18 protein-coding genes are annotated in these 18,294 nt (G+C 63.1%); all 18 read right to left on the bottom strand.

The window, feature by feature from the left end; translation table 11 throughout:
• The 18 genes from NCCP691_RS06640 to NCCP691_RS06555 are packed head-to-tail and all read right to left on the bottom strand — an operon-like array spanning window position 1 to window position 17,579.
• Window positions 1-771 (bottom strand): HisA/HisF-related TIM barrel protein, encoded by a 771-nt coding sequence (locus NCCP691_RS06640; protein WP_220807475.1) that lies wholly within the window; start codon window positions 769-771, stop codon window positions 1-3.
• Entirely contained in the window at window positions 764-1,375 is a 612-nt protein-coding gene (gene hisH, locus NCCP691_RS06635) for an imidazole glycerol phosphate synthase subunit HisH (RefSeq protein ID WP_220807474.1), read from the bottom strand. Before hisH ends, NCCP691_RS06640 begins: the two co-directional genes overlap by 8 nt.
• Entirely contained in the window at window positions 1,372-2,502 is a 1,131-nt protein-coding gene (locus NCCP691_RS06630) for an N-acetyl sugar amidotransferase (protein WP_220807473.1), read from the bottom strand. Before NCCP691_RS06630 ends, hisH begins: the two co-directional genes overlap by 4 nt.
• 6 nt (window positions 2,503-2,508) lie before the next feature.
• Window positions 2,509-3,384 carry a hypothetical protein gene (locus NCCP691_RS06625; protein WP_220807472.1) on the bottom strand — a complete coding sequence of 292 codons (876 nt, stop codon included), beginning with the start codon at window positions 3,382-3,384 and terminating at the stop codon, window positions 2,509-2,511.
• Window positions 3,385-4,056, bottom strand: coding sequence for a GNAT family N-acetyltransferase (locus NCCP691_RS06620; RefSeq protein WP_220807471.1), 672 nt, complete (start codon window positions 4,054-4,056; stop codon window positions 3,385-3,387). It abuts the gene before it with no gap.
• Between the two features lie 27 nt (window positions 4,057-4,083).
• Window positions 4,084-5,361 (bottom strand): DegT/DnrJ/EryC1/StrS family aminotransferase, encoded by a 1,278-nt coding sequence (locus NCCP691_RS06615; protein ID WP_220807470.1) that lies wholly within the window; start codon window positions 5,359-5,361, stop codon window positions 4,084-4,086.
• Window positions 5,362-5,375: 14 nt separating this feature from the next.
• A complete protein-coding gene (locus NCCP691_RS06610; RefSeq protein WP_220807469.1) occupies window positions 5,376-6,383 on the bottom strand; it encodes a Gfo/Idh/MocA family protein in 1,008 nt (335 codons plus the stop codon).
• A gap of 8 nt (window positions 6,384-6,391) precedes the next feature.
• Window positions 6,392-7,453: a pseudaminic acid synthase gene (pseI, locus tag NCCP691_RS06605; protein ID WP_220807468.1), complete on the bottom strand. Its 1,062-nt coding sequence runs from the start codon at window positions 7,451-7,453 to the stop codon at window positions 6,392-6,394.
• 3 nt (window positions 7,454-7,456) lie between these two features.
• Window positions 7,457-8,908: a UDP-2,4-diacetamido-2,4,6-trideoxy-beta-L-altropyranose hydrolase gene (gene pseG / locus NCCP691_RS06600; RefSeq protein ID WP_220807467.1), complete on the bottom strand. Its 1,452-nt coding sequence runs from the start codon at window positions 8,906-8,908 to the stop codon at window positions 7,457-7,459.
• Entirely contained in the window at window positions 8,905-9,600 is a 696-nt protein-coding gene (pseF, locus tag NCCP691_RS06595; protein ID WP_220807466.1) for a pseudaminic acid cytidylyltransferase, read from the bottom strand. Before pseF ends, pseG begins: the two co-directional genes overlap by 4 nt.
• Window positions 9,597-10,757: a UDP-4-amino-4,6-dideoxy-N-acetyl-beta-L-altrosamine transaminase gene (gene pseC / locus NCCP691_RS06590; RefSeq protein ID WP_220807465.1), complete on the bottom strand. Its 1,161-nt coding sequence runs from the start codon at window positions 10,755-10,757 to the stop codon at window positions 9,597-9,599. The genes pseF and pseC overlap by 4 nt, the downstream gene beginning before the upstream one ends.
• The gene (gene pseB / locus NCCP691_RS06585) at window positions 10,754-11,767 is read right to left on the bottom strand and encodes a UDP-N-acetylglucosamine 4,6-dehydratase (inverting) (protein WP_220807642.1); all 1,014 of its coding nucleotides are present in this window, start codon (window positions 11,765-11,767) and stop codon (window positions 10,754-10,756) included. The genes pseC and pseB overlap by 4 nt, the downstream gene beginning before the upstream one ends.
• Before the next feature lie 26 nt (window positions 11,768-11,793).
• A complete protein-coding gene (locus tag NCCP691_RS06580; protein WP_220807464.1) occupies window positions 11,794-13,119 on the bottom strand; it encodes a lipopolysaccharide biosynthesis protein in 1,326 nt (441 codons plus the stop codon).
• A gap of 15 nt (window positions 13,120-13,134) precedes the next feature.
• Window positions 13,135-14,232 (bottom strand): DegT/DnrJ/EryC1/StrS family aminotransferase, encoded by a 1,098-nt coding sequence (locus NCCP691_RS06575; protein ID WP_220807641.1) that lies wholly within the window; start codon window positions 14,230-14,232, stop codon window positions 13,135-13,137.
• Entirely contained in the window at window positions 14,232-14,813 is a 582-nt protein-coding gene (locus NCCP691_RS06570) for an acyltransferase (RefSeq protein ID WP_220807463.1), read from the bottom strand. The genes NCCP691_RS06575 and NCCP691_RS06570 overlap by 1 nt, the downstream gene beginning before the upstream one ends.
• 36 nt (window positions 14,814-14,849) lie before the next feature.
• A complete protein-coding gene (locus NCCP691_RS06565; RefSeq protein ID WP_220807462.1) occupies window positions 14,850-15,908 on the bottom strand; it encodes a Gfo/Idh/MocA family protein in 1,059 nt (352 codons plus the stop codon).
• Window positions 15,909-15,927: 19 nt separating this feature from the next.
• On the bottom strand, window positions 15,928-17,223 hold the full coding sequence (locus NCCP691_RS06560) for a nucleotide sugar dehydrogenase (protein ID WP_220807461.1): 1,296 nt from the start codon (window positions 17,221-17,223) through the stop codon (window positions 15,928-15,930).
• The gene (locus NCCP691_RS06555) at window positions 17,220-17,579 is read right to left on the bottom strand and encodes a MarR family EPS-associated transcriptional regulator (RefSeq protein ID WP_220807460.1); all 360 of its coding nucleotides are present in this window, start codon (window positions 17,577-17,579) and stop codon (window positions 17,220-17,222) included. Before NCCP691_RS06555 ends, NCCP691_RS06560 begins: the two co-directional genes overlap by 4 nt.
• Window positions 17,580-18,294: the final 715 nt, after the last annotated feature.

Raw genomic sequence — 18,294 nt, 5'->3', positions numbered from 1 at the left:
TCATGGCGTCAGGGAACTACGGTAGACGGCAGGCCGCAACGCGATGCCCGTCAATTGTTTCTTGAGATGCTGGATCGCGTGTTCCTCGTAGGCGAGGAAGTTGCCGACCGCCGCGGCGACCACCTGCGGCAGTTCGAACACCTGCTGCAGCTGTTGCGCTTCCGACAGCCCGCCGAAGGCGATCAGCGGGATGTTGGCGGGGAAACCGGTCAGCAGCGACTGGTCAAAACCGCCGCGGCGGCCTTCGTTACGCCAGTCGATGATCAGCACCTCCGACAGCATCCCGGCGCCGAGCACGCCGAGCAGCGGCGCCGGCAGCGCGGTCGAGCGGCGCTGCCGGTAGTCGAGCAGGCGCAGCTCCCCGTCTTCCCGTGACAGCGGCAAGGCGGCAATGATGGCCTGCGCACCGAGATGGGCGGCAAGCGTGTCGAGCGCGCCCGGATCGTCCTGCAGGAGGGCGTCGACGCAGACACGGTCGGCCGCCGCCTTGGTCGCGGCCCGCGCGTCCTCTGCGTTGCGGATTCCGCCGGCATAGATCAGCGGCGTCGACAGCCCGAGCCGCCCGATGCGTTCGAGCAGCGCGAGGTCCGGTCCCAGTCCGCGCGTGCTGCGGTCAGTGCATTGCACCAGGATCTCGTCGGCGCCCCAGCGGTCCAGATTCTCGACCAGGATTTCCGGCCGGCCCAGCGGCAGATAGCGGCGGTAGCCAAACGATTGCACGGCCAGGCCGTCGCGCACGGTGACCACTCCGATCAGACGTTTCTTAATCACGGCACAGCCCCTCAATCACATTGCTCAGCAACCGGTGGCCGGCCGCCTGGCTCTTCTCCGGATGGAACTGCAATCCGAGCACGTTGTTGCGGCGTACGCCGACAACGAAAGGCTGCGACAGGCGCGCCAGGCATACCTGATACTCCGGCGGCGCCTCGAATACATAGGAATGGTTGAAATAAACCGACTCGCCGTCGCTGGGGGCCAGCAGCGGATCGCCACCGATCACCTCGATCGAGTTCCAGCCGATGTGCCACCTCGCCTGGTCAAGCGCTACCACCTGGCCGGGAATGATGCCCAGCCCGGCGCTGAAACCGTGCTCTTCGGACCCGTCGGCGAGCAATTGCATGCCCAGGCAGATGCCTACCATCGGCCTGCCCTGGCGCGCCTGCGATTTCAAGTACTCGGTCAGCTCATGCCGCTGCAGCGCGGCCATAGCCGCGGGAAACGCGCCAACGCCCGGCAGCAGCAGCAGGTCCGTCGACGACAGCACCTCAGTGTCGCTGCTGACGCGGCAGCGGTAGCCCATGCCATGCAGCGCGCGCCAGACCGAGGCGTGGTTGCCGACGCCATAGTCGACGATGCCTATCGTTCTGCGGCTCACAATCCTTCTCCTACCGTAAATTTGCGTTCTATGCGCCCGTCGGCCCGGATATCGAAAAGCTCGCGATTCACCGAGGCGTGCACCTGCCGCCAGAAGTCATCGACGCTGATGCCGATGTAATCGGAGAAGGCGGCGATATAGTCGTCCGAGCAGGCGTCGTCATACTGTTCGACCAGCCTGATGCCGGCGTCGCGCGTGATGCGTCCGAGCCGAATCTCTTCGTTCACGTAATCGGTCACGCGGCCGAAGCCGAACTTGTAATACTTGATCATCTGGTTGAGCGTGACCCAGTCCTCGTCGAGCGAGGTGACGCCCAGCAGGTCACCGGTATTCTCCACCGTGTCTTCCCGGATCTCCAGCCCGCTCGCCGCCGAATACATGCCGTTGTTAACCAGCGACCAGTCGCCGAGGAACCAGCCGAGATAGACGATCTGCAGTCCGTGCGCATCGAATTCCTCCGGCGTCGGGTACTGGTAGGGAATCAGTTCGGACAGGGAGACGCCGGACTCGAGCATCCAGTCCAGCGCGCCGCCGGACAGCGTGTTCATGTACCGCAGGTTGTTGCCGTCGTAGCCGGTGCGTCCCAGTGTCTTCAGGTCGCCCAGCTGCAGGCCCGGATTTTCGCCCCAAAGGATCAGCGGGATCCCGTAGCGGATCGCCAGCTGGGGCACCGAGCTGAACAGCGCAAGTTCAGTCGACTTGCCGAAGTTGGTGAACCTGTCGAACGCGCTTCGCATCAGAGTCTTCCATGTGCCGGGCGCGGGCGCCGACAGGACGACGTCGAATCCGAGTTCGATCAGGTTGGAGATATTGTCGGTGCCGCGCTGTGTGACCTGCTCGGGCGGGTAGCTGAGGCAGGCGAGCAAGGGTTTGAGACCCAGCTTGTCGCGTACCCAAAGCGCCTGCCTGGTGCTGTCCTTGCCGCCGCTGACGCCGATGATGCAGTCGAAATGCTGGTTCGGGCGGCGAGGGTAGGACTGGAGCAGATCGCGCAGGATCTCGTATCGCTCCTGCCAGTCGACATGCTGCAGCCGACTGAAATAGTCGCAGGCCGGGCAGATTCCCTCTGACGTGAACCGGGTGTTGGGCCGCGTGTCGGGCTGGAGACAGTTCTTGCAGTACTTCATGGCGCGCTAGTGACTAGTGAATTCTTTAAGGTGGATAAGCCCGGCATGCGGCAGGCGGCAGGCGGGCGCCCATGGCGGCAGGGTGCAGTAGACGGTCCTGCCCGCGTCCAGCGCCAGGGCCAGCGCGAACGACTCGCATCCCGCCACCCAGCGCGCGCGGCTTATCCCATCCACGACGCTGGCGCTGCGGTCGATCGCGTCCGGACCAAAGCCATGCGCTTCCAGCCACTGGTCGTACTTGCCCGGCGGGTCGGACGGATGCGGCCGGAACCGGATAGGGGTGCCTTCCGGCAGCCCAAGCGTGTGGAGCCGGGATGTGAAAAAGTCGAGTGCCTGGAACTCGCCCGGTACGCCCCTGCCCCAATCGCTGCGTGCCGGTTCGAGCAGGTACAGCAGCTCAGGCGTGCCCAGCGTGTCCACAGGCTCTATCGCAGCAAGCATTTCTGCGACGTACTCGTTACGGATTAGCGTGACAGGAATGCCGGGAAATACGTCGACTGCGATGCGCAGCGCGGTCTCGTCGGCCACCCATATCTCGTCCGGCAGGCTGGTCTGGCCGTCTCGGACGAAACGCTCCCGGTAGTTCACCCAGTGATCGAGCACGGCGATGCTCCTGATGCCGAGCGCCCGGGCGCGAATGCGCGCGTGGTGCTCGAGGTCGCTGTTCCAGCTGGTCGCCGTGATCAGTATGTCGGCGCCGGCAATGCATTCGTCCGGCGAGGCCGACAGCGGCCGGTCCCCGAAGCGCGCACGCCACAATGTCAGCGCGGGCCCTTCGACATAGGCGCTTGCAGGCAGGCCCTCCTGCCGGGCGAGCCAGGCCAGCAGCACGTTGGCACCTCCGGCGTCGTGGCAGATGAGGGCGGTCTTGGGCACGGACATCTACGAGTTGCCACCGGATAGCGATTGAAACATTTCCTTCAGGACCGGCACCGGATTCTTGCTGCTGCGCTTCTTGGCGGTAGCGAGGGCGTCGCCGCCAAGCACGTCGCCATTGCGGCTGGCTTGCAGGTTGTAGAACTGCTCGGAGGTGATGCCGGTGAGAAGCGCGCCGTACGGCTGGCCGTTCCGGAAGCCATAGTTTTCGCGGTAGCCTTCGACACGGTAGCCGATTGTGCCCAGCGTGTTCACCCACTTCCACAGCGACTCGTGCTGGCCGGCATACAGCTTTTGCAGGCTCAGCCGGTCGAATGCATGGCGCGTCATCAGCGCCATCGCCTCAAGCGCGGCCCCCGGGGGGTTCTTGAATCCCATCACGATCGCGATCTCCGCCCGCCGCTGAATGTGGTTGATCCCCTTGAGGGATACAGTACCTACCACGCTGCCATCGGCGTTATCCACGACCGCAAGGATCAGGTTGGATGACTGCCGCATGGCGCTGGCCAGGATGTCCGCTTCCTCCTGCCGGGTGATCGGGAACGCACCGTGCTCCAGGAACTCGGTGATCCGGGCATCGTTGAACCAGCTGTGCCAGTTGCCCTGCAGGACGTCCTTATCCAGGTCGGGTCGACGCAGGCTGACCAGGCGGCCCTTGATGAAAGTTTCGTCGGACATTGGACTCCCCCTTTCGGCAAACAGGTATCAGAGACTGGACAGGTTGGACCACACCTTGCGGAAGGCGGACACGATGAGCTCCACATCCTCCGGGTGGTACTCGTACATGCAGAGGTTGATGCCGAGGAAGCTGCGTGCGTGCAGTTCTTCGGCCACGGGGCACAGGCCGGGGCCGTAGTTGATCTCGCGCGAGCAGTACGGAGAATTCCACGGGAAGCCCCGGCGCCCGTAGGCGATCTTGTTGCGGAACAGCGGCAGCAGATGCAGGTTCTGGTAGCCCGGCACCAGCGCCGGTACGCCTTCGGCGCGCAGCGCTTCCACGATTCGATCGCGCGACACGCCTAGCGCGTCGATGTCCAGCGTCATGCCATACACGTAGTACACGTGCGTGGCGCCCTCAGCCAACGCCGGCGTGCGCAGACCGCGCAGACCGCCCAGGCCGGCGTCCAGCTCCCTGGCCGCACGCTGGCGGCTGGCGACGCGTGGGGCCAGCTTTTCCAACTGCACCGAGGCGATCGCAGCCTCGATCTCGCCCATGCGGAAGTTGTAGCCGAGCATGTTGGCCAGCTCGGCGGGATCGTCGCTGCGAATGACCGCCTCCGCATGGTTGCGGATCAGGCACAAGCGCTTGGCGAGCCAGTCGTCGTTGGTCACGAGGATGCCGCCTTCGCCGCAATGGATATGCTTGTGGTAGTTCAGGCTGTAGCCACCGATATCGGCCAGGGTGCCCGCGTAAGCGCCGTCGGCGCGGGCGCCGGGCGCCTGAGCGGTGTCGCACAGCAGTTTCAGGCCATGACGGTCGGCGATCTCGCGCAGCGATTTCATGTCGGCGGACTGGCCGAAAATGTCGACGGCCATGATCGCGCGGGTACGCGGCGTAATCAGTTTCTCGACGCTGGCCGGCGAGATATTGAACGTCACCGGATCGATGTCCGCAAAAACCGGGATACCGTTGAAGTGCAGGATCGCCGTGGCCGTCGCCGCCATGGTCCAGGGCGTGGTAATGATTTCGTCGCCCGGTTCGATCCCGATGGCACCCACTGCGGCAATCAGGCCGGAGGTCCAGGAATTGACCACGATCGCGTGCTTGACGCCGAAGTATTTCGCGGCCTGCGCCTCGAAAGCGCGCACCCTCGGGCCACCCATGAAACCTTCGCCCGGCGCACCGATGTAGGCCGACAGCACGCCGCCGCGGATCACCTCCGCGGCCGCGTCGGCCTCCGCCTCGCCCACGCTGTTGAAGAGTTCGAGCGGACGGTTGATTGCCGGCTGGCCGCCCAGCAGCGCGAGAGTATCTTTGCTCATGGTCTGGTTTCCATTCATTTGTTGACTTCAGTGTGAGAGCGCACCGCCGCGTCACGGATGGCGGCGCAAAGGCGCTGCGCCTCGAGCGCGCTGCGGCCGCTGCTGGCAAGGTCGGCGCCGCTGCGCAGCGCATCATACAGGTTGGACACGGCAGACGTCATGGCTCCCGGATAGCCGCCGTCGCGGCGCGCGCCGCCGTCGAGCGCGCGGTAGCCACGGAAATGCGGGCTGTCGATTGCCTTGCGTTCGCGCCATTGCATGCCGCCATCCTCCATCCTCAGGATGCCCGTCGCCGTGACGATCTCGAGTTCGAAGAATGCAAAGTCGCGGGCGTCGGCCGGATTCAGGTAGACCGGAATCCCGTCCGCCGTTCGCAGCAAGGCGGCAATCGTCGGATCGTCCGGCCAGAAGTCGTGGGCCAGGGACGCCGTCGTCAGCAGCGCCATCGGTCCGACGAGATACATCAGCAGGTCGACCATGTGGCCGCCGTTGTTGAGGATGCCCTTGTTGTAGTGTCCGACGATCGAGCGCAGCGGGCCAAGCTCGCCCGCGCGCAGCGCCTGCTTCAGCCGCACGACTTCCGGGTCCCAGCGCCTCGTATGGTTGACGGCGAGCAGCACGCCCGCCTCGTCGCAGGCGTTCACCCAGTACTCCGTCTGCTCGAGCGTGGTCGTGACCGGCTTCTCGCAGAAAATTGCGCGCGGACGCAGGCGCAGTGCCGCCTCGAGCTGCGCGGCATGGCAGGGCGTCGGCGAGCAGATGCTGATGACGCCGAATTCGCCGGCACGGTGTGCCAGCGCGTCCAGATCGGCGTGTCCTTCCGGGACGTTCCAGCGGCCGGCGAAGGTCTGCCGCCGCTCGCCGTCGGGCTCCACGCAGGCAGCCAGGCGGAAGCCCGGATGGCGCGAGTATGCGCCGGCATGCGTGAGCGGCGCGGCGTCGGCGGGACGCGAGGCATCAAAGCCGCCGGCAATGTTGCCGCAGCCGACGATCAGTACCTGCAGGGGCGTTTGCTCTGCCATCCGTCTTCCTATCTGAGCAGCTGCCACGACAGCGGCGTGCCACGCGGCGCGTCGGCATTGACGCGGGATCCGAGCACCTGCTCCAGGAACTCCGGCGGCAAGCCATGGCCGGGACGGATCGCACGCACGTTGTCGGCGCTCAGCACGTCCCCGGCCTTGAGATCGCGGGTAATGTACAGCGAGCGCCTGAACTGCAGCGACTTCTTTTCCGCCTGCGTCGCGCCGTAGCTCACGCGGCCGATCGCCTGCCATGCGCGCTCGGTCTCGGTCACCAGCTGCGCCAGTTCGGCAGGCTCCATGGAGAACGTGCTGTCGACCCCGCCGTCGGCGCGGGCCAGCGTGAAATGTTTTTCGATCACCGTCGCGCCGAATGCGACGCTGGCCACGCTTACGCCGGTCCCCATCGTATGGTCGGACAGGCCGACCTGGCAGTCGAACAGCGTGCGCATGTGCGGAATCGTCACGATGTTCGTGTTCTCCGGCGTGGCCGGATAAGTGCTGGTGCATTTGAGCAGCACCAGGTCCTTGCAGCCTGCCGTGCGCGCAGCCTCCACGCTCTTGTGCAGCTCCGCCACCGACGCCATGCCGGTGGAGATGATCATTGGCTTGCCCGTCGCGGCCACGCGCCGGATCAACGGCAAATCAGTATTCTCAAAAGACGCGATCTTGTAGCACGGGGCGTCCAGCGACTCGAGGAAATCGACCGCGGTGTCGTCGAACGGGGTGCTGAACGGAATCATGCCCAGTTCGCGCGCGCGGTCGAAAATCGGCTTGTGCCATTCCCAGGGGGTGTGCGCTTCCTCATACAGCTGGTACAGGGAGGCACCCGCCCACAGGCTCTTCGGATCTTCAATCCGAAATCCTGGCGCGTCGCAGTCGAGCGTCATTGTGTCGGCAGTGTAGGTCTGCAGCTTCAGCGCATGTGCGCCGGAACGGGCGGCCGCCTCCACGATCTGCAGCGCACGCTCCAGCGACTGGTTATGGTTGCCCGACATCTCGGCGATGATGAAGGGTTTCTGGTTGGGGCCGACCTTTCGGTTGGCGATAATGATTTCGCGCTCTGCGCTCATGAGTCAGATCCTCTTGATGTATTGGGTCGCCTGGCGGTCGTATCCGCAGCGGTCGAACAGGCGTTCCGACGCCGCATTGCCCGCATTGACCCAGGCATTCAACCGCTGCACCGCCGGCCTTTCGGTCCGCAGCCATTCCTCGCCGGCCCGCAGCAGGGCTGCGCCGTCGCCGCGGCCAATATGGTCCGGGGCAAGGTAGATCGACACTTCGGCCTCGTCGCCGGCGACGTCGAATCGCAGCACGCCCACCGGCTCGCCGTCGCGCTCGCCGATCAGCAGGTGTCGCTGCGGGTCGTTCAGCACCTTGTCCATCCAGCGCAGGTGTTCGTCGTAAGAGAATTCCGCGGTGTTGCGGGATACGGCGCGCACGCGCGGATGATTGCGCCAGGCGTACAACGCACCCGCATCCGCGGATGTAGCGACGCGTAACCGGACGGTCGTACCGGCAATCGCCGCCACTACCCGGTGCGCGCCGCCGCCGTCCACGAGTGTCATCCCGGTGACGGAAAGATGATGGCGCAGCCCCTCGTTGCCAAGTAGCGCACGCACATGCAGTGCGATCGCCTCAACATCCGCCGTGATGCCTTGCGGCGCGTAGACGAACCCATGTCGGGCCCCCTGCTCGAGCAGTTCGTGCTGGTTGTCGGCCAGGCAAAGCGCCAGGGTCGGTAGTCCAACCGCGCAGCGTTCCCATGTGGTCGTCCCGCCGGCTCCCACCGCCAGGTCGGCGCCGGCGAACAATTGCGCCATGTTGGCAGCCTGGACATGGCAGCGCATGCCCGGGCGAGTCTCGCACCAGGCTTCTATCTGTTCGCGCGCGGGCTGAGAGGCGCCGATCACGACATCGATCTCCCTCGCATCGCACCCGGCTAGGTCCAGCGCCTCCAGCACCTTGCCGGTCACATTGTCGGCATCCATGCCACCAAGGAAGACCAACAGTTTGCGCACCGGACCCGAGCGGGGCACTGCCGTCTTTCGGGCCTCCCTGAATTCGGCTCGCAGGAGCGCATGGCGTGGCCCGAGCAACAGGACGCAGCGCTGCGGCACCTTTCCTGCGTAGCGCACTTCCGGCTCCGGGTGGAAATTCTGGTCGAGCAGCCAGTCGCTGTCATGCTCGCGTCCGAGGTCGTCGATCGCCAGCAGACGGGCGTGCCCTCGCATCCGGGTTTCCCAGGTTCGCCCCAGGCCGTAGTGATCGACCACGACGAGGTCGAAAGGCCCGGCCATGGCCGACTCCGCCGCATCGGCGATTTCATCTGCTTGTGCGCCCGGTTCCAGCGCAAAGATTTCATGCCCATGCGCGCGGATTTGCTCGGCCAGGTGCAGCGGCAAGCCTCGGCTGGCAAAGCACACCGCATTGCCGACGGCGTGCAAGGCGTCGGCCAGGCACAGGCAGCGCATGATGTGGCCGCTGCCGATTGCAAGCGACGCGTCCGCGCGAATCAGGACTTTCACAGGCTTCCCTTGCGCTGCAATGCCTCGTACATCGCTTCAGCGCGCTCCCAGTCGGCGGGCGTGTCGATGTCAACTACGCGCCACTCGGGCAGGACGATGGTGCGGGCATTGGCATGAATGTTCAGGCCGTCGAGCCATGCCTGCTTCGCGCCCCAGTAGAACTGGCCAGCATCGAAGTAGCCCGGCTCCAGGTCCTGGGTGCGGGTGCTCGCGTATTGCGGGTAGAACGGACTGGCCGTTCCATCGGCCTGCCGCTTCAACGCGCGTTGGATCGGCGACGGAAATGGCGCGACCGGAAATACATAGGCGCTCTCACCCTCTTCCAGCAGCGTCAGCGCCTGCAGGATGTCAGCGGGAGAAATCAGCGGCACGCCCGGATAGATGCAGCAAGCCTGTTGCACGTCCCAGCCGAGTGCAGTGCAGGCCTCTACCGCGTGAGCGATTACCGGCACCGTGGGTGTGTGATCGTCGGCCAGCGAGGCCGGCCGCATGAACGGTAGCTCTGCTCCTTCGTCGCGGGCGATCGCGGCAATCTCCTCGTCGTCCGTGCTGACTACGATGCGGTCGAACACGCCCGCCGCAAGCGCGGCGCCGATCGCATAGGCGATCATGGGCTTGCCGGCAAAGGCCTTGATATTCTTGCGCGGTATCCGCTTGCTTCCGCCGCGCGCCGGTATCACAGCGATCTTCATTCTTGCAATGCCTTTCTCAATGCGGCAATCACGCGGTCCTGCATGGCGTCGTCCAGGCCGGGGTACATCGGCAGGCTGATCGCCTCCGCGTAATAGCGCTCGGCCTCGGGGAAATCCTCAGGTCGGAAGCCCATGGCCGCGTAGTGCGGCTGGCGGTAGATCGGGATGTAGTGCAGGTTGACGCCGATGCCCTGCTTCCGAAGCGACTCGAAGACCTCGCGATGGCTTACATCGATCAGGTCGCGGCGCAGGCGGATCACATACAGATGCAACCCAGAATAGGTGTCCGCATGCTGCCACGGCGTGACAACCGGCATGTCGGCCAGCAGGCTGTCGTAGCGACGCGCGATCTCGTGACGTCTGCCGACGTAGGCCGTGAGGCGGCTCATCTGGCTGATGCCGAGGGCCGCCTGCAACTCCGTCATCCGATAATTGAATCCGAGCGCGATCTGCTGGTAGTACCAGGGGCCGTCGGGCGCATGGGTCATGCGCGACGGCTCGCGGGTGATGCCGTGGCTGCGCAGCAGCGCCATGCGCTCGGCGAGAACGACGTCGTTGGTAAGCGCCATCCCGCCCTCGGCGGTAGTGACGATCTTGACCGGATGGAAGCTGAACACGGTAATGTCGCTATACCTGCAGTTGCCCACCGGCTCATCAAGATAGCGGCTGCCTATCGCGTGCGACGCGTCTTCGACGATACGGAAACCGTAACGCTGTCCAAGCGCGTGGATGGCCTTCATGTCGCAGGGCTGGCCGGACAGGTGAACCGCGACCACCACCTTCGGCAGTTTCCCCTCGCGCGCTGCCTGTTCAAGCTTGCGCGCAAGCGCCTCGGGACAGAGGTTGTAGGTGCGTGGGTCGATGTCGACGAAGTCTACGCTGGCGCCACAGTAGAGCCCGCAGTTGGAGGACGCCACAAAGCTCACCGGCGTGGTCCACAGCCAGTCGCCAGCCCCGAGATCGAGCGCAAGGCAGGCGATGTGCAGCGCCGAGGTCGCGCTGTTGACGGCCAGCGCATGGCGCGCGTCGCAGGCCTCGGCCACGATCTGCTCGAAACGCGGCACCGCCGGTCCCTGGGTCAGGAAATCCGACCGCAGGACCTCGACGACGGCATCGACGTCTTCCTGGGTGATCTCTTGTCTGCCGTAGGGAATCATGCGCGGCCGGCTTCCGGAGAAACATGCTTGGCGATCAGTTCGCGCAGTTGTGCGACGCTGAGGAAATCCGTATTGGTGCCACTGTCGTAGGCGTAACCGGGCTTGACCGGCTCGCCGCCGTGGGCCGCGCAATAGCTTTCCGTGGTGTGCTCGCCCGCAGCTGGCAGGATCGCGAAGTACTTGCCGAGATCCACGGTGTTGAAACTGTCGCTTGCCGTGATCATTTCTTCATGAATCTTCTCGCCCGGGCGGATGCCAACTACCGGATGCTCGCATTCCGGTCCGATCGCCTCGGCCACGTCGGTAATGCGGTAACTGGGGATCTTCGGCACGAAGATCTCGCCGCCCTGCGCATTCTCGAGCGCCCACAGCACCATGTCCACGCCTTCCTGCAGGCTGATGTTAAAGCGGGTCATTTCCGGATCGGTGATCGGCAGCACGCCGGTCTTGCGCCGCTCGAGGAAGAACGGGATGACCGAGCCACGGCTGCCCATGACGTTGCCATAACGAACCACGCTCAGGCGCAGGTCGCGGTTGCCCTTGATGTTGTTGGCGGCGGTGAACAGCTTATCGGAGCACAGCTTGGTCGCGCCATACAGATTGATCGGGGCGGCCGCCTTGTCAGTTGACAGGGCGACGACGCGGCTGACCTTGCTGTCAAGGCAGGCTTCGATCAGGTTCTGGGCGCCCAGGATATTGGTCTTGATGCACTCGAACGGATTGTACTCGGCCGCCGGGACCTGCTTGAGCGCTGCGGCGTGAATCACGACGTCGATGCCTTCTAGCGCACGGCGGATACGGTCGGCATCGCGGATGTCGCCGATGAAGTAACGAATGCACGGATACTTGGAACGCGGAAACTGTTGCTCCATCTCGAACTGCTTCAGTTCATCGCGAGAAAAAATGACCAGACGCTGCAAGTCAGGATAGCGCTCCAAGACGGTTTTCACGAAGGCTTTGCCGAACGATCCGGTACCGCCGGTGATCAGGATAGACCTCTTGCTTAACATGACATTGCACTCCAAAAAGTAAGTTCTTAAATTGCTTGGTTCGGGACGGGATTGCGCAGCGCGCCTCTCCAGGGCATCGGATGGCATTTCGCCGCGATCAGCCATACGACGACGAACATCAAAAACTGCGACGCCGCGTAGGCTTGCGCCGCCCCCACCGCGCCGTGGCGCGTCACCAGAAAATAGGACAGCGCCAGATTGCCGAGACCGATCGTCAGGCTGGCCGCCGACAGCAGCTCACTGCGCTTCGCGTAAAACACGTAGGCAACCACCATCAGGTACATTCCGCTGAAAGCGCCCCCCAGCGCGACCCAGCGAATCACCGTCGCGCCACTGCGATACTGCTCGCCGAGAAAGGCAAGCAGCCAGGGCGCAAGAAATCCGAAGCCGACGCCCAGCGCGAGCATGCCGGCGAAGTAGGCGTATGTCATCCGGACGACGCGTCGCTTCATTGTCGCGTCGCCGTCCGCCAAGACCTTGTAGATCCAGGGACCGAGCGCCTTTGTCACCGCGTCAGCGATCATCGATATCACCAGTCCGATCTGCATCGCCGCCGCGTACATGCCTACCTCGTGCAGGTTCAGCGCTCCTGCAATGATCATGCGGTCGCCGGCGGCAATGAACAGGGACCCAATCGCATGCGGCATCAGCGGTACGCCGAAACGCAGGGCGTCGCGCGCATATTCCGGATCGAACCGCCACTCGATGCGCCCTGCCCGCATCAGCGAGGCCAGTCCGATCGCCGCAAACAGATAGAGTGCAATGCTGATCCCGGCGAGCCTTCCACTCCATCCATGATGCAACCCTGCCACCAGCAGCAGCGAGAGGCCGACATTGACGGCCACCTGCAGGAACTGAAAACTGCCATAACGCAGGGCCTTCCCCTCCACCTGCCAAACGACCAGCCTGATGTTGACCAGGAACTGCCCACCGGCGGCAAGCACTGCGAGCAGCAGCCAGCCGGCTGGGAGCCCGCTCCATGCCTCCAGCCAAGGCGACGCCAGCAGCACCGCCGCCGCTACCGCCAGCAGGCTGACACCCAGGATGTACAAGGCAGTCCCGATATAGCGCGCGTGACTCGTCTGGCGATCGAACATCCGGACGCTCACCGCACCGTGTACGCTCAGTCCGGCCAGGGCACCAAGGGCCGCCAGCAGCGTCGAGTACATGGTCACGAGGCCGTACTCTTCAGGCGACAGCCAGCGGGTCAGGAACGGCAGCAGCAGAAAGGGCACGGCACTGCTGGCAGCGTTCGACACCGTATAGATGACGGCATTCTCCGCCAAGCGGCGCCATGCAGGCCTGTTATCCGACATCGCCTCACGACTGCTCTGACAGCCCTCTGCTTTCATGCGCCTTTCCCTGCCTCAGCTGCGCACGGCGGCGGCGACCGCGGCTACGATGCGCTCCTGCTGCTCCGGGGCCAGGTCGGGTCCCATAGGTACACTCATCACTCGTTGCGACAGGCGCAGCGCGGTGGGGCAGCCTTCCGCGGACGCGTGGATGCGGTATGCGGGCTGATGGTCAAGTGGTACCGGGTAATGAACCGCGGTCGGGAGCTGCTGTGCCGCCAGCGCGGCCTGCACCTGCTCGCGATTGTCGAGCAGGACGGTGTACTGGGCGAAAACGCTGCTACGGTCGTCCCGTTGGACGATACGCGCCACCCCGGCGTTGTCGAACATGCGGTTGTACCGCTCTCCGACCGCGAGGCGCTGCCCGATTTCCCACTCGAAGCGATCCAGCTTCGCCAGAACCACGGCGCATTGCAGCGTGTCCATGCGCCCTCCGACGCCGACCCGGGTATGAATGTATCGCTTGCTCTGCCCGTGCACGCGGATCTCACGGCAGGCCTGGGCGATGGCATCGTCGTTCGTGAAGATCGCGCCGCCGTCGCCGTAGCAGCCGAGGGGTTTGCTCGGGAAGAAACTGGTGCAGCCTATTGCGCTCAGATTACAGCTCCTGCGCTCCTTGTACATCGCGCCGAAGCTTTGCGCCGCGTCCTCGACGACCGGGATGTCCCCATGACGTCGCGCGATGTCGGCGATCTCGTCCATGTCGGCCGGCTGCCCGTACAGGCTGACAGGCATTATCGCCCTGGTCTTCGGCGTTATGGCTGCTTCGATGCAGCGCGGGTCAATGTTGCCGGTATCCGGTTCGACATCGACAAACACGGGCTTGGCACCGAGCAGCACGATCACTTCCGCGGTTGCGACGAAGGTGAACGGCGTCGTGATGATTTCGTCGCCGGGCTGAATGCCGAGCGCCATCAGGCTGATCAGCAGCGCTTCCGTCCCGCTTGCGACGGTGATGCAATGGCGGCTGCCGACATAGGCAGCGAGTCTTTCCTCAAGCTCGGCCACTTCCGGGCCCATGATGTACTGCCCATGCTCCAGAACGCGCTTGATGCGCTCCTCGATTGCAGGCTTGAGCGCCTGATACTGTGTCTTGAGGTCGATAAAGGGAATCATGGGTTCAGACATGTGCAATGGCCGTCTTCAAGTTGGTAGGTCTTGCCCGTATGCTGGCATATGGTCTTGCCATTGCCTTCGAGCGGCAGGTCCAGGCGTTCACCGAACTGGCTCATCCACCCGATCTGCCTGGCCGGCACCCCGGCCATCAGCGCATACGGCTTAACGTCGCGGTTGACGACGGCGCCCGCAGCAACGAATGCATACTCCCCGATGGTGGTACCGCATACGATCGTGGAGTTGGCGCCAAGTGTTGCACCGCGCTTGACCAGCGTGTCGCGGTACTCATCCTTGCGGCTGACCGCGGAGCGCGGATTGTAGACGTTCGTGAAAACCATGCTGGGGCCGCAGAACACGTCGTCTTCCAGCTTCACGTTGTCGTACACCGACACGTTGTTTTGAATCTTCACGTTGTCGCCAATCACGACACGGTTTCCGACGAAGACGTTCTGGCCGAGCGAGCAGCCGCGGCCGATCCTCGCTCCGGCGCATACATGCACAAAGTGCCATATCCGGCTGCCGTCTCCGATCTGCGCACCATCGTCGACGATGGCAGAAGGATGAATGGTAATGCTCATTAACGCTCCACGTGGTTTTAGCGGCTTTCGTCGGAATCAGTATTCCAGCGGCAGCGCGATCCTCTTGCCGTCCCGCGACGAGAGGTACATCGCGATGAGCAGCTCGAGTGATTTGAGTCCTTCGCGGCCGTCGGTCTCGGGCTCCGCCTCTCCGCGCAAGGTCTTGATGACGTTGTCGTAATACAGCGGATGGCCGAATCCATAGACGGAGCCGGTCTCATAGCTGGCCTGGGCGATCGTCGCGTCTTCGGGACGCTCGTCGGCGAACTGCCAGGTCTGGATCTCGTTCACCGCGACTCCGCCGATGCGGACCGTGCCTTTCTCGCCAAGGATCGTGATGCTGCCCTCCAGATTCTTCGGATAGGTCAGCATCGTGACATTGAGTGTGCCCATCGCGCCGCTGCGCCAACGGATGGCAGCGACTCCGGTGTCCTCAACCTCGATGTTGCGTGCGAGCGTTCCGGTATAGGTCATGACACTCTCCACTGGGCCGACAAGCCAGTCGAGCAGGTCGATGTAGTGGCTTGCCTGGTTCATGAAGGCGCCGCCGTCGAATTCCCAGGTGCCCCGCCATGCGGCGCTGTCGTAGTACTCCTGCGGACGCGTCCAGAAGACGTTCACTGCAACTGAATAGATGCGGCCGAAGCGCCCCTGCTCGACCGCTTGCTTGACGAGCTGCAGCGTAGCGTTGCGTCGATTCTGCTTGACGACGAACAGCCTCACGCCAGCATCGTCGCATGCTTTCACCATGCGCACCCCGTCGTGCCACCGCGTGGCCATCGGCTTTTCCGTCATCACGTGCCGGCCGCTTTGAGCGACATCGATGGCCTGTTGCGGATGCAGGCCGCTTGGCGTAGTAAGGATCACCATATCCGCCGACGTCGACTTGAGCATTGCGTTCAGGTTGGTGTGGGCGTTCGCGCCGGTGCGCGCCACGGCCTGCTCCAGGGCCGCGGGATTGGTGTCGCAGACGTCGACGAGTTCGACGCGATCGCGGTGTTTTTCGATGGCGCCGAAATGATTGGCGGCGATGCGGCCGCAACCGACGAGTGCGAGGCGGATCCTGCGATCCGTTATGGACGAGTAATTTTGCATTTTCAGGACGTGAACCGGTTCAGAAACGGAAGACTGTGAATCCTGCCGCCACAGCATCGTGCCGGTTGTACAGGCTCTTGATGTCAGCCAAGACCGGCTTCTCACCTTTGCACAACGGCCGGAGCTGGGCGGGCGTGAGCGCGCGGTACTGGTTGTGGCCGACGGCGACGACCAGCGCGTCGACGGGTTGCTGCGCATCGATCTCGCCGAGCGTGAGACCGTATTCATGCTCGACTTCGGCGGGGTCGGCCCAAGGATCCGATATGACCACCTTGACACCCCAGGCCTGCAGCTCGTGCACCAGATCGATCACCTTGGTATTGCGGATGTCGGGGCAGTTTTCCTTGAAGGTGATCCCGAGCACGCCGACCGTGCTGCGCGCCGCGTCGATGCCGTTGCATAGCATCCGCTTGATCACGTTGCGCGCGGCGTAGCGCGCCATGTTGTCGTTGATGCGACGACCGGCGAGAATGACCTGCGGGTGATACCCGACCTCCTCGGCCTTGTGAGTAAGGTAATAGGGATCGACCCCGATGCAATGCCCTCCGACCATTCCCGGGCGGAACGGCAGGAAATTCCATTTGCTTCCCGCCGCCTCCAGCACTTCGATGGTGTCTATGCCGAGACGATCGAATATGACCGACAGTTCGTTGACCAGTGCGATGTTGAGGTCACGCTGAGTGTTTTCAATCACCTTTGCGGCCTCTGCAACTTTCAGGCTGGTCGCTGGGTACGTTCCCGCCGTAATGATGCCTTGGTACAGTTCGTCCACGATCCTTGCCGCTTCGGGCGTCGAGCCGCTGGTGATCTTCCTGATCTTGGTCAGCGTATTGACCTTGTCTCCCGGATTGATGCGCTCCGGGCTGTACCCGCAGAAGAAATCGACGTTGAACTTCAGGCCGGACACTCGCTCCAGCACCGGCACGCAGACTTCCTCGGTACACCCAGGATAGACCGTTGATTCGTAAATGACGATCGCGCCACGGCTCAGTGCCCGGCCGACCGTCTCGCTGGCCTTCACAAGCGGCGTGAGATCCGGACGATTTGCTCTGTCTATCGGCGTAGGGACGGTCACGATGAAGATTCCGCATTCTGGAAGATCCGCCGGGTCGCATGAGTAGGCCAGCATCTCAGCCTTCCGCAAATCCTCTTGCGCCACCTCCAGCGTGTGGTCCCGTCCGGCGCGCAATTCCTCGACCCTAGCCCGGTTGATGTCAAATCCCAGGACGGGTCGCTTCTTGCCGAATTCAACGGCTAGAGGCAATCCGACGTAGCCCAGGCCGATGACGGCAATTTTTTTGTCCTGAACGCTCATAGATTTTTCGGAAGGTTTCTGTTGTTTTGCGTGGTTTGCTTAAGCTCGGTCTTGAGCGATTCTATTTCCGCCTTCAGCCGTTCGTACTCATCCATCTTCCGGCTGAGGAAACGCGCGGCGAGTGCGGTTTTCTCGGCCATGCCGGCCGGCGTGAGAAAGTAGGCATATGCGAGCTTCTGCCTGCTGTTCTTAAAATTCTGAATCTTGATCATCCCCTTCCCGAGAAGTGATCGCAGGCAGTAATTCGCCTTTCCTAGACTAATTCCCAGCGCCTCCGCAAGCTCACGCTGGCTCAGGTTAGGGTTGTCCTGCAACATCCGCAACAGACGAAACCGGATATCTTCCTGCTGGCTCATGTGAAGACGGGAGAAAAAAATTAGCAAGCGCCAATGAAACCGCGTGATTGCGGGATGAGGACGTAGCCGCGTTCAAAATTGAACGATTTTAGCGGTTGTATTGTACAAGCGCAACCCTCGGTCGTCGGGCTGCAGAGTGGAACGAGACTATACGCGTTCGGTGCAGGGTACTAAAGATTCTGTAACAACTGCTCTTGATAAAACAGTGTTCCGTTACAATTGCGCCCGCTATTTTATGGGCTTACCCATGCTTCTAAGGCATTGCCGGATGGTTCGGCACATCGGTGAAACCAAAAACGAGTCGACGCGCTCTGTCACATACGCTCTGTTTCCCTCGTCTGCTCGCTGTTGATGACCCTCGTAGTGGTGCGATTTAGTCATGTGCATGCATATCTTAGCGCTGACCACAAGTTACTTGTCGCAAATAAGGCGCATCCCGCTCCCGTTCCACGCTTCGGTGGGGTTGGCAACTTTACTGCGCTTGCACTGACTGCGAGGCTGCTTTAATCCTTTGCTTCGCGCCACGCGGAATTAGTGCTCGCCTTTCTGTTGCCTGCGTCCCTGGTGTTTGCGGTTGGGCTCCTAGAGAACTTGACGAAGAAGGTTTCTGTGACGATACGCTTGTTGGTCACGATGCTTGCGGCCTTGGTCGCATACCATCTTCCTGGACGCCACCGTACGCGGTAAAGGGCAGTGTGACAAAGCTGAACTGAAA

It is taken from the genome of Noviherbaspirillum aridicola (assembly GCF_019656455.1).
Lineage (GTDB): Bacteria > Pseudomonadota > Gammaproteobacteria > Burkholderiales > Burkholderiaceae_D > Noviherbaspirillum > Noviherbaspirillum aridicola.
Note: the sequence above shows the minus strand (reverse complement) of the source record. Positions and strands in the feature narration are given on the sequence as shown.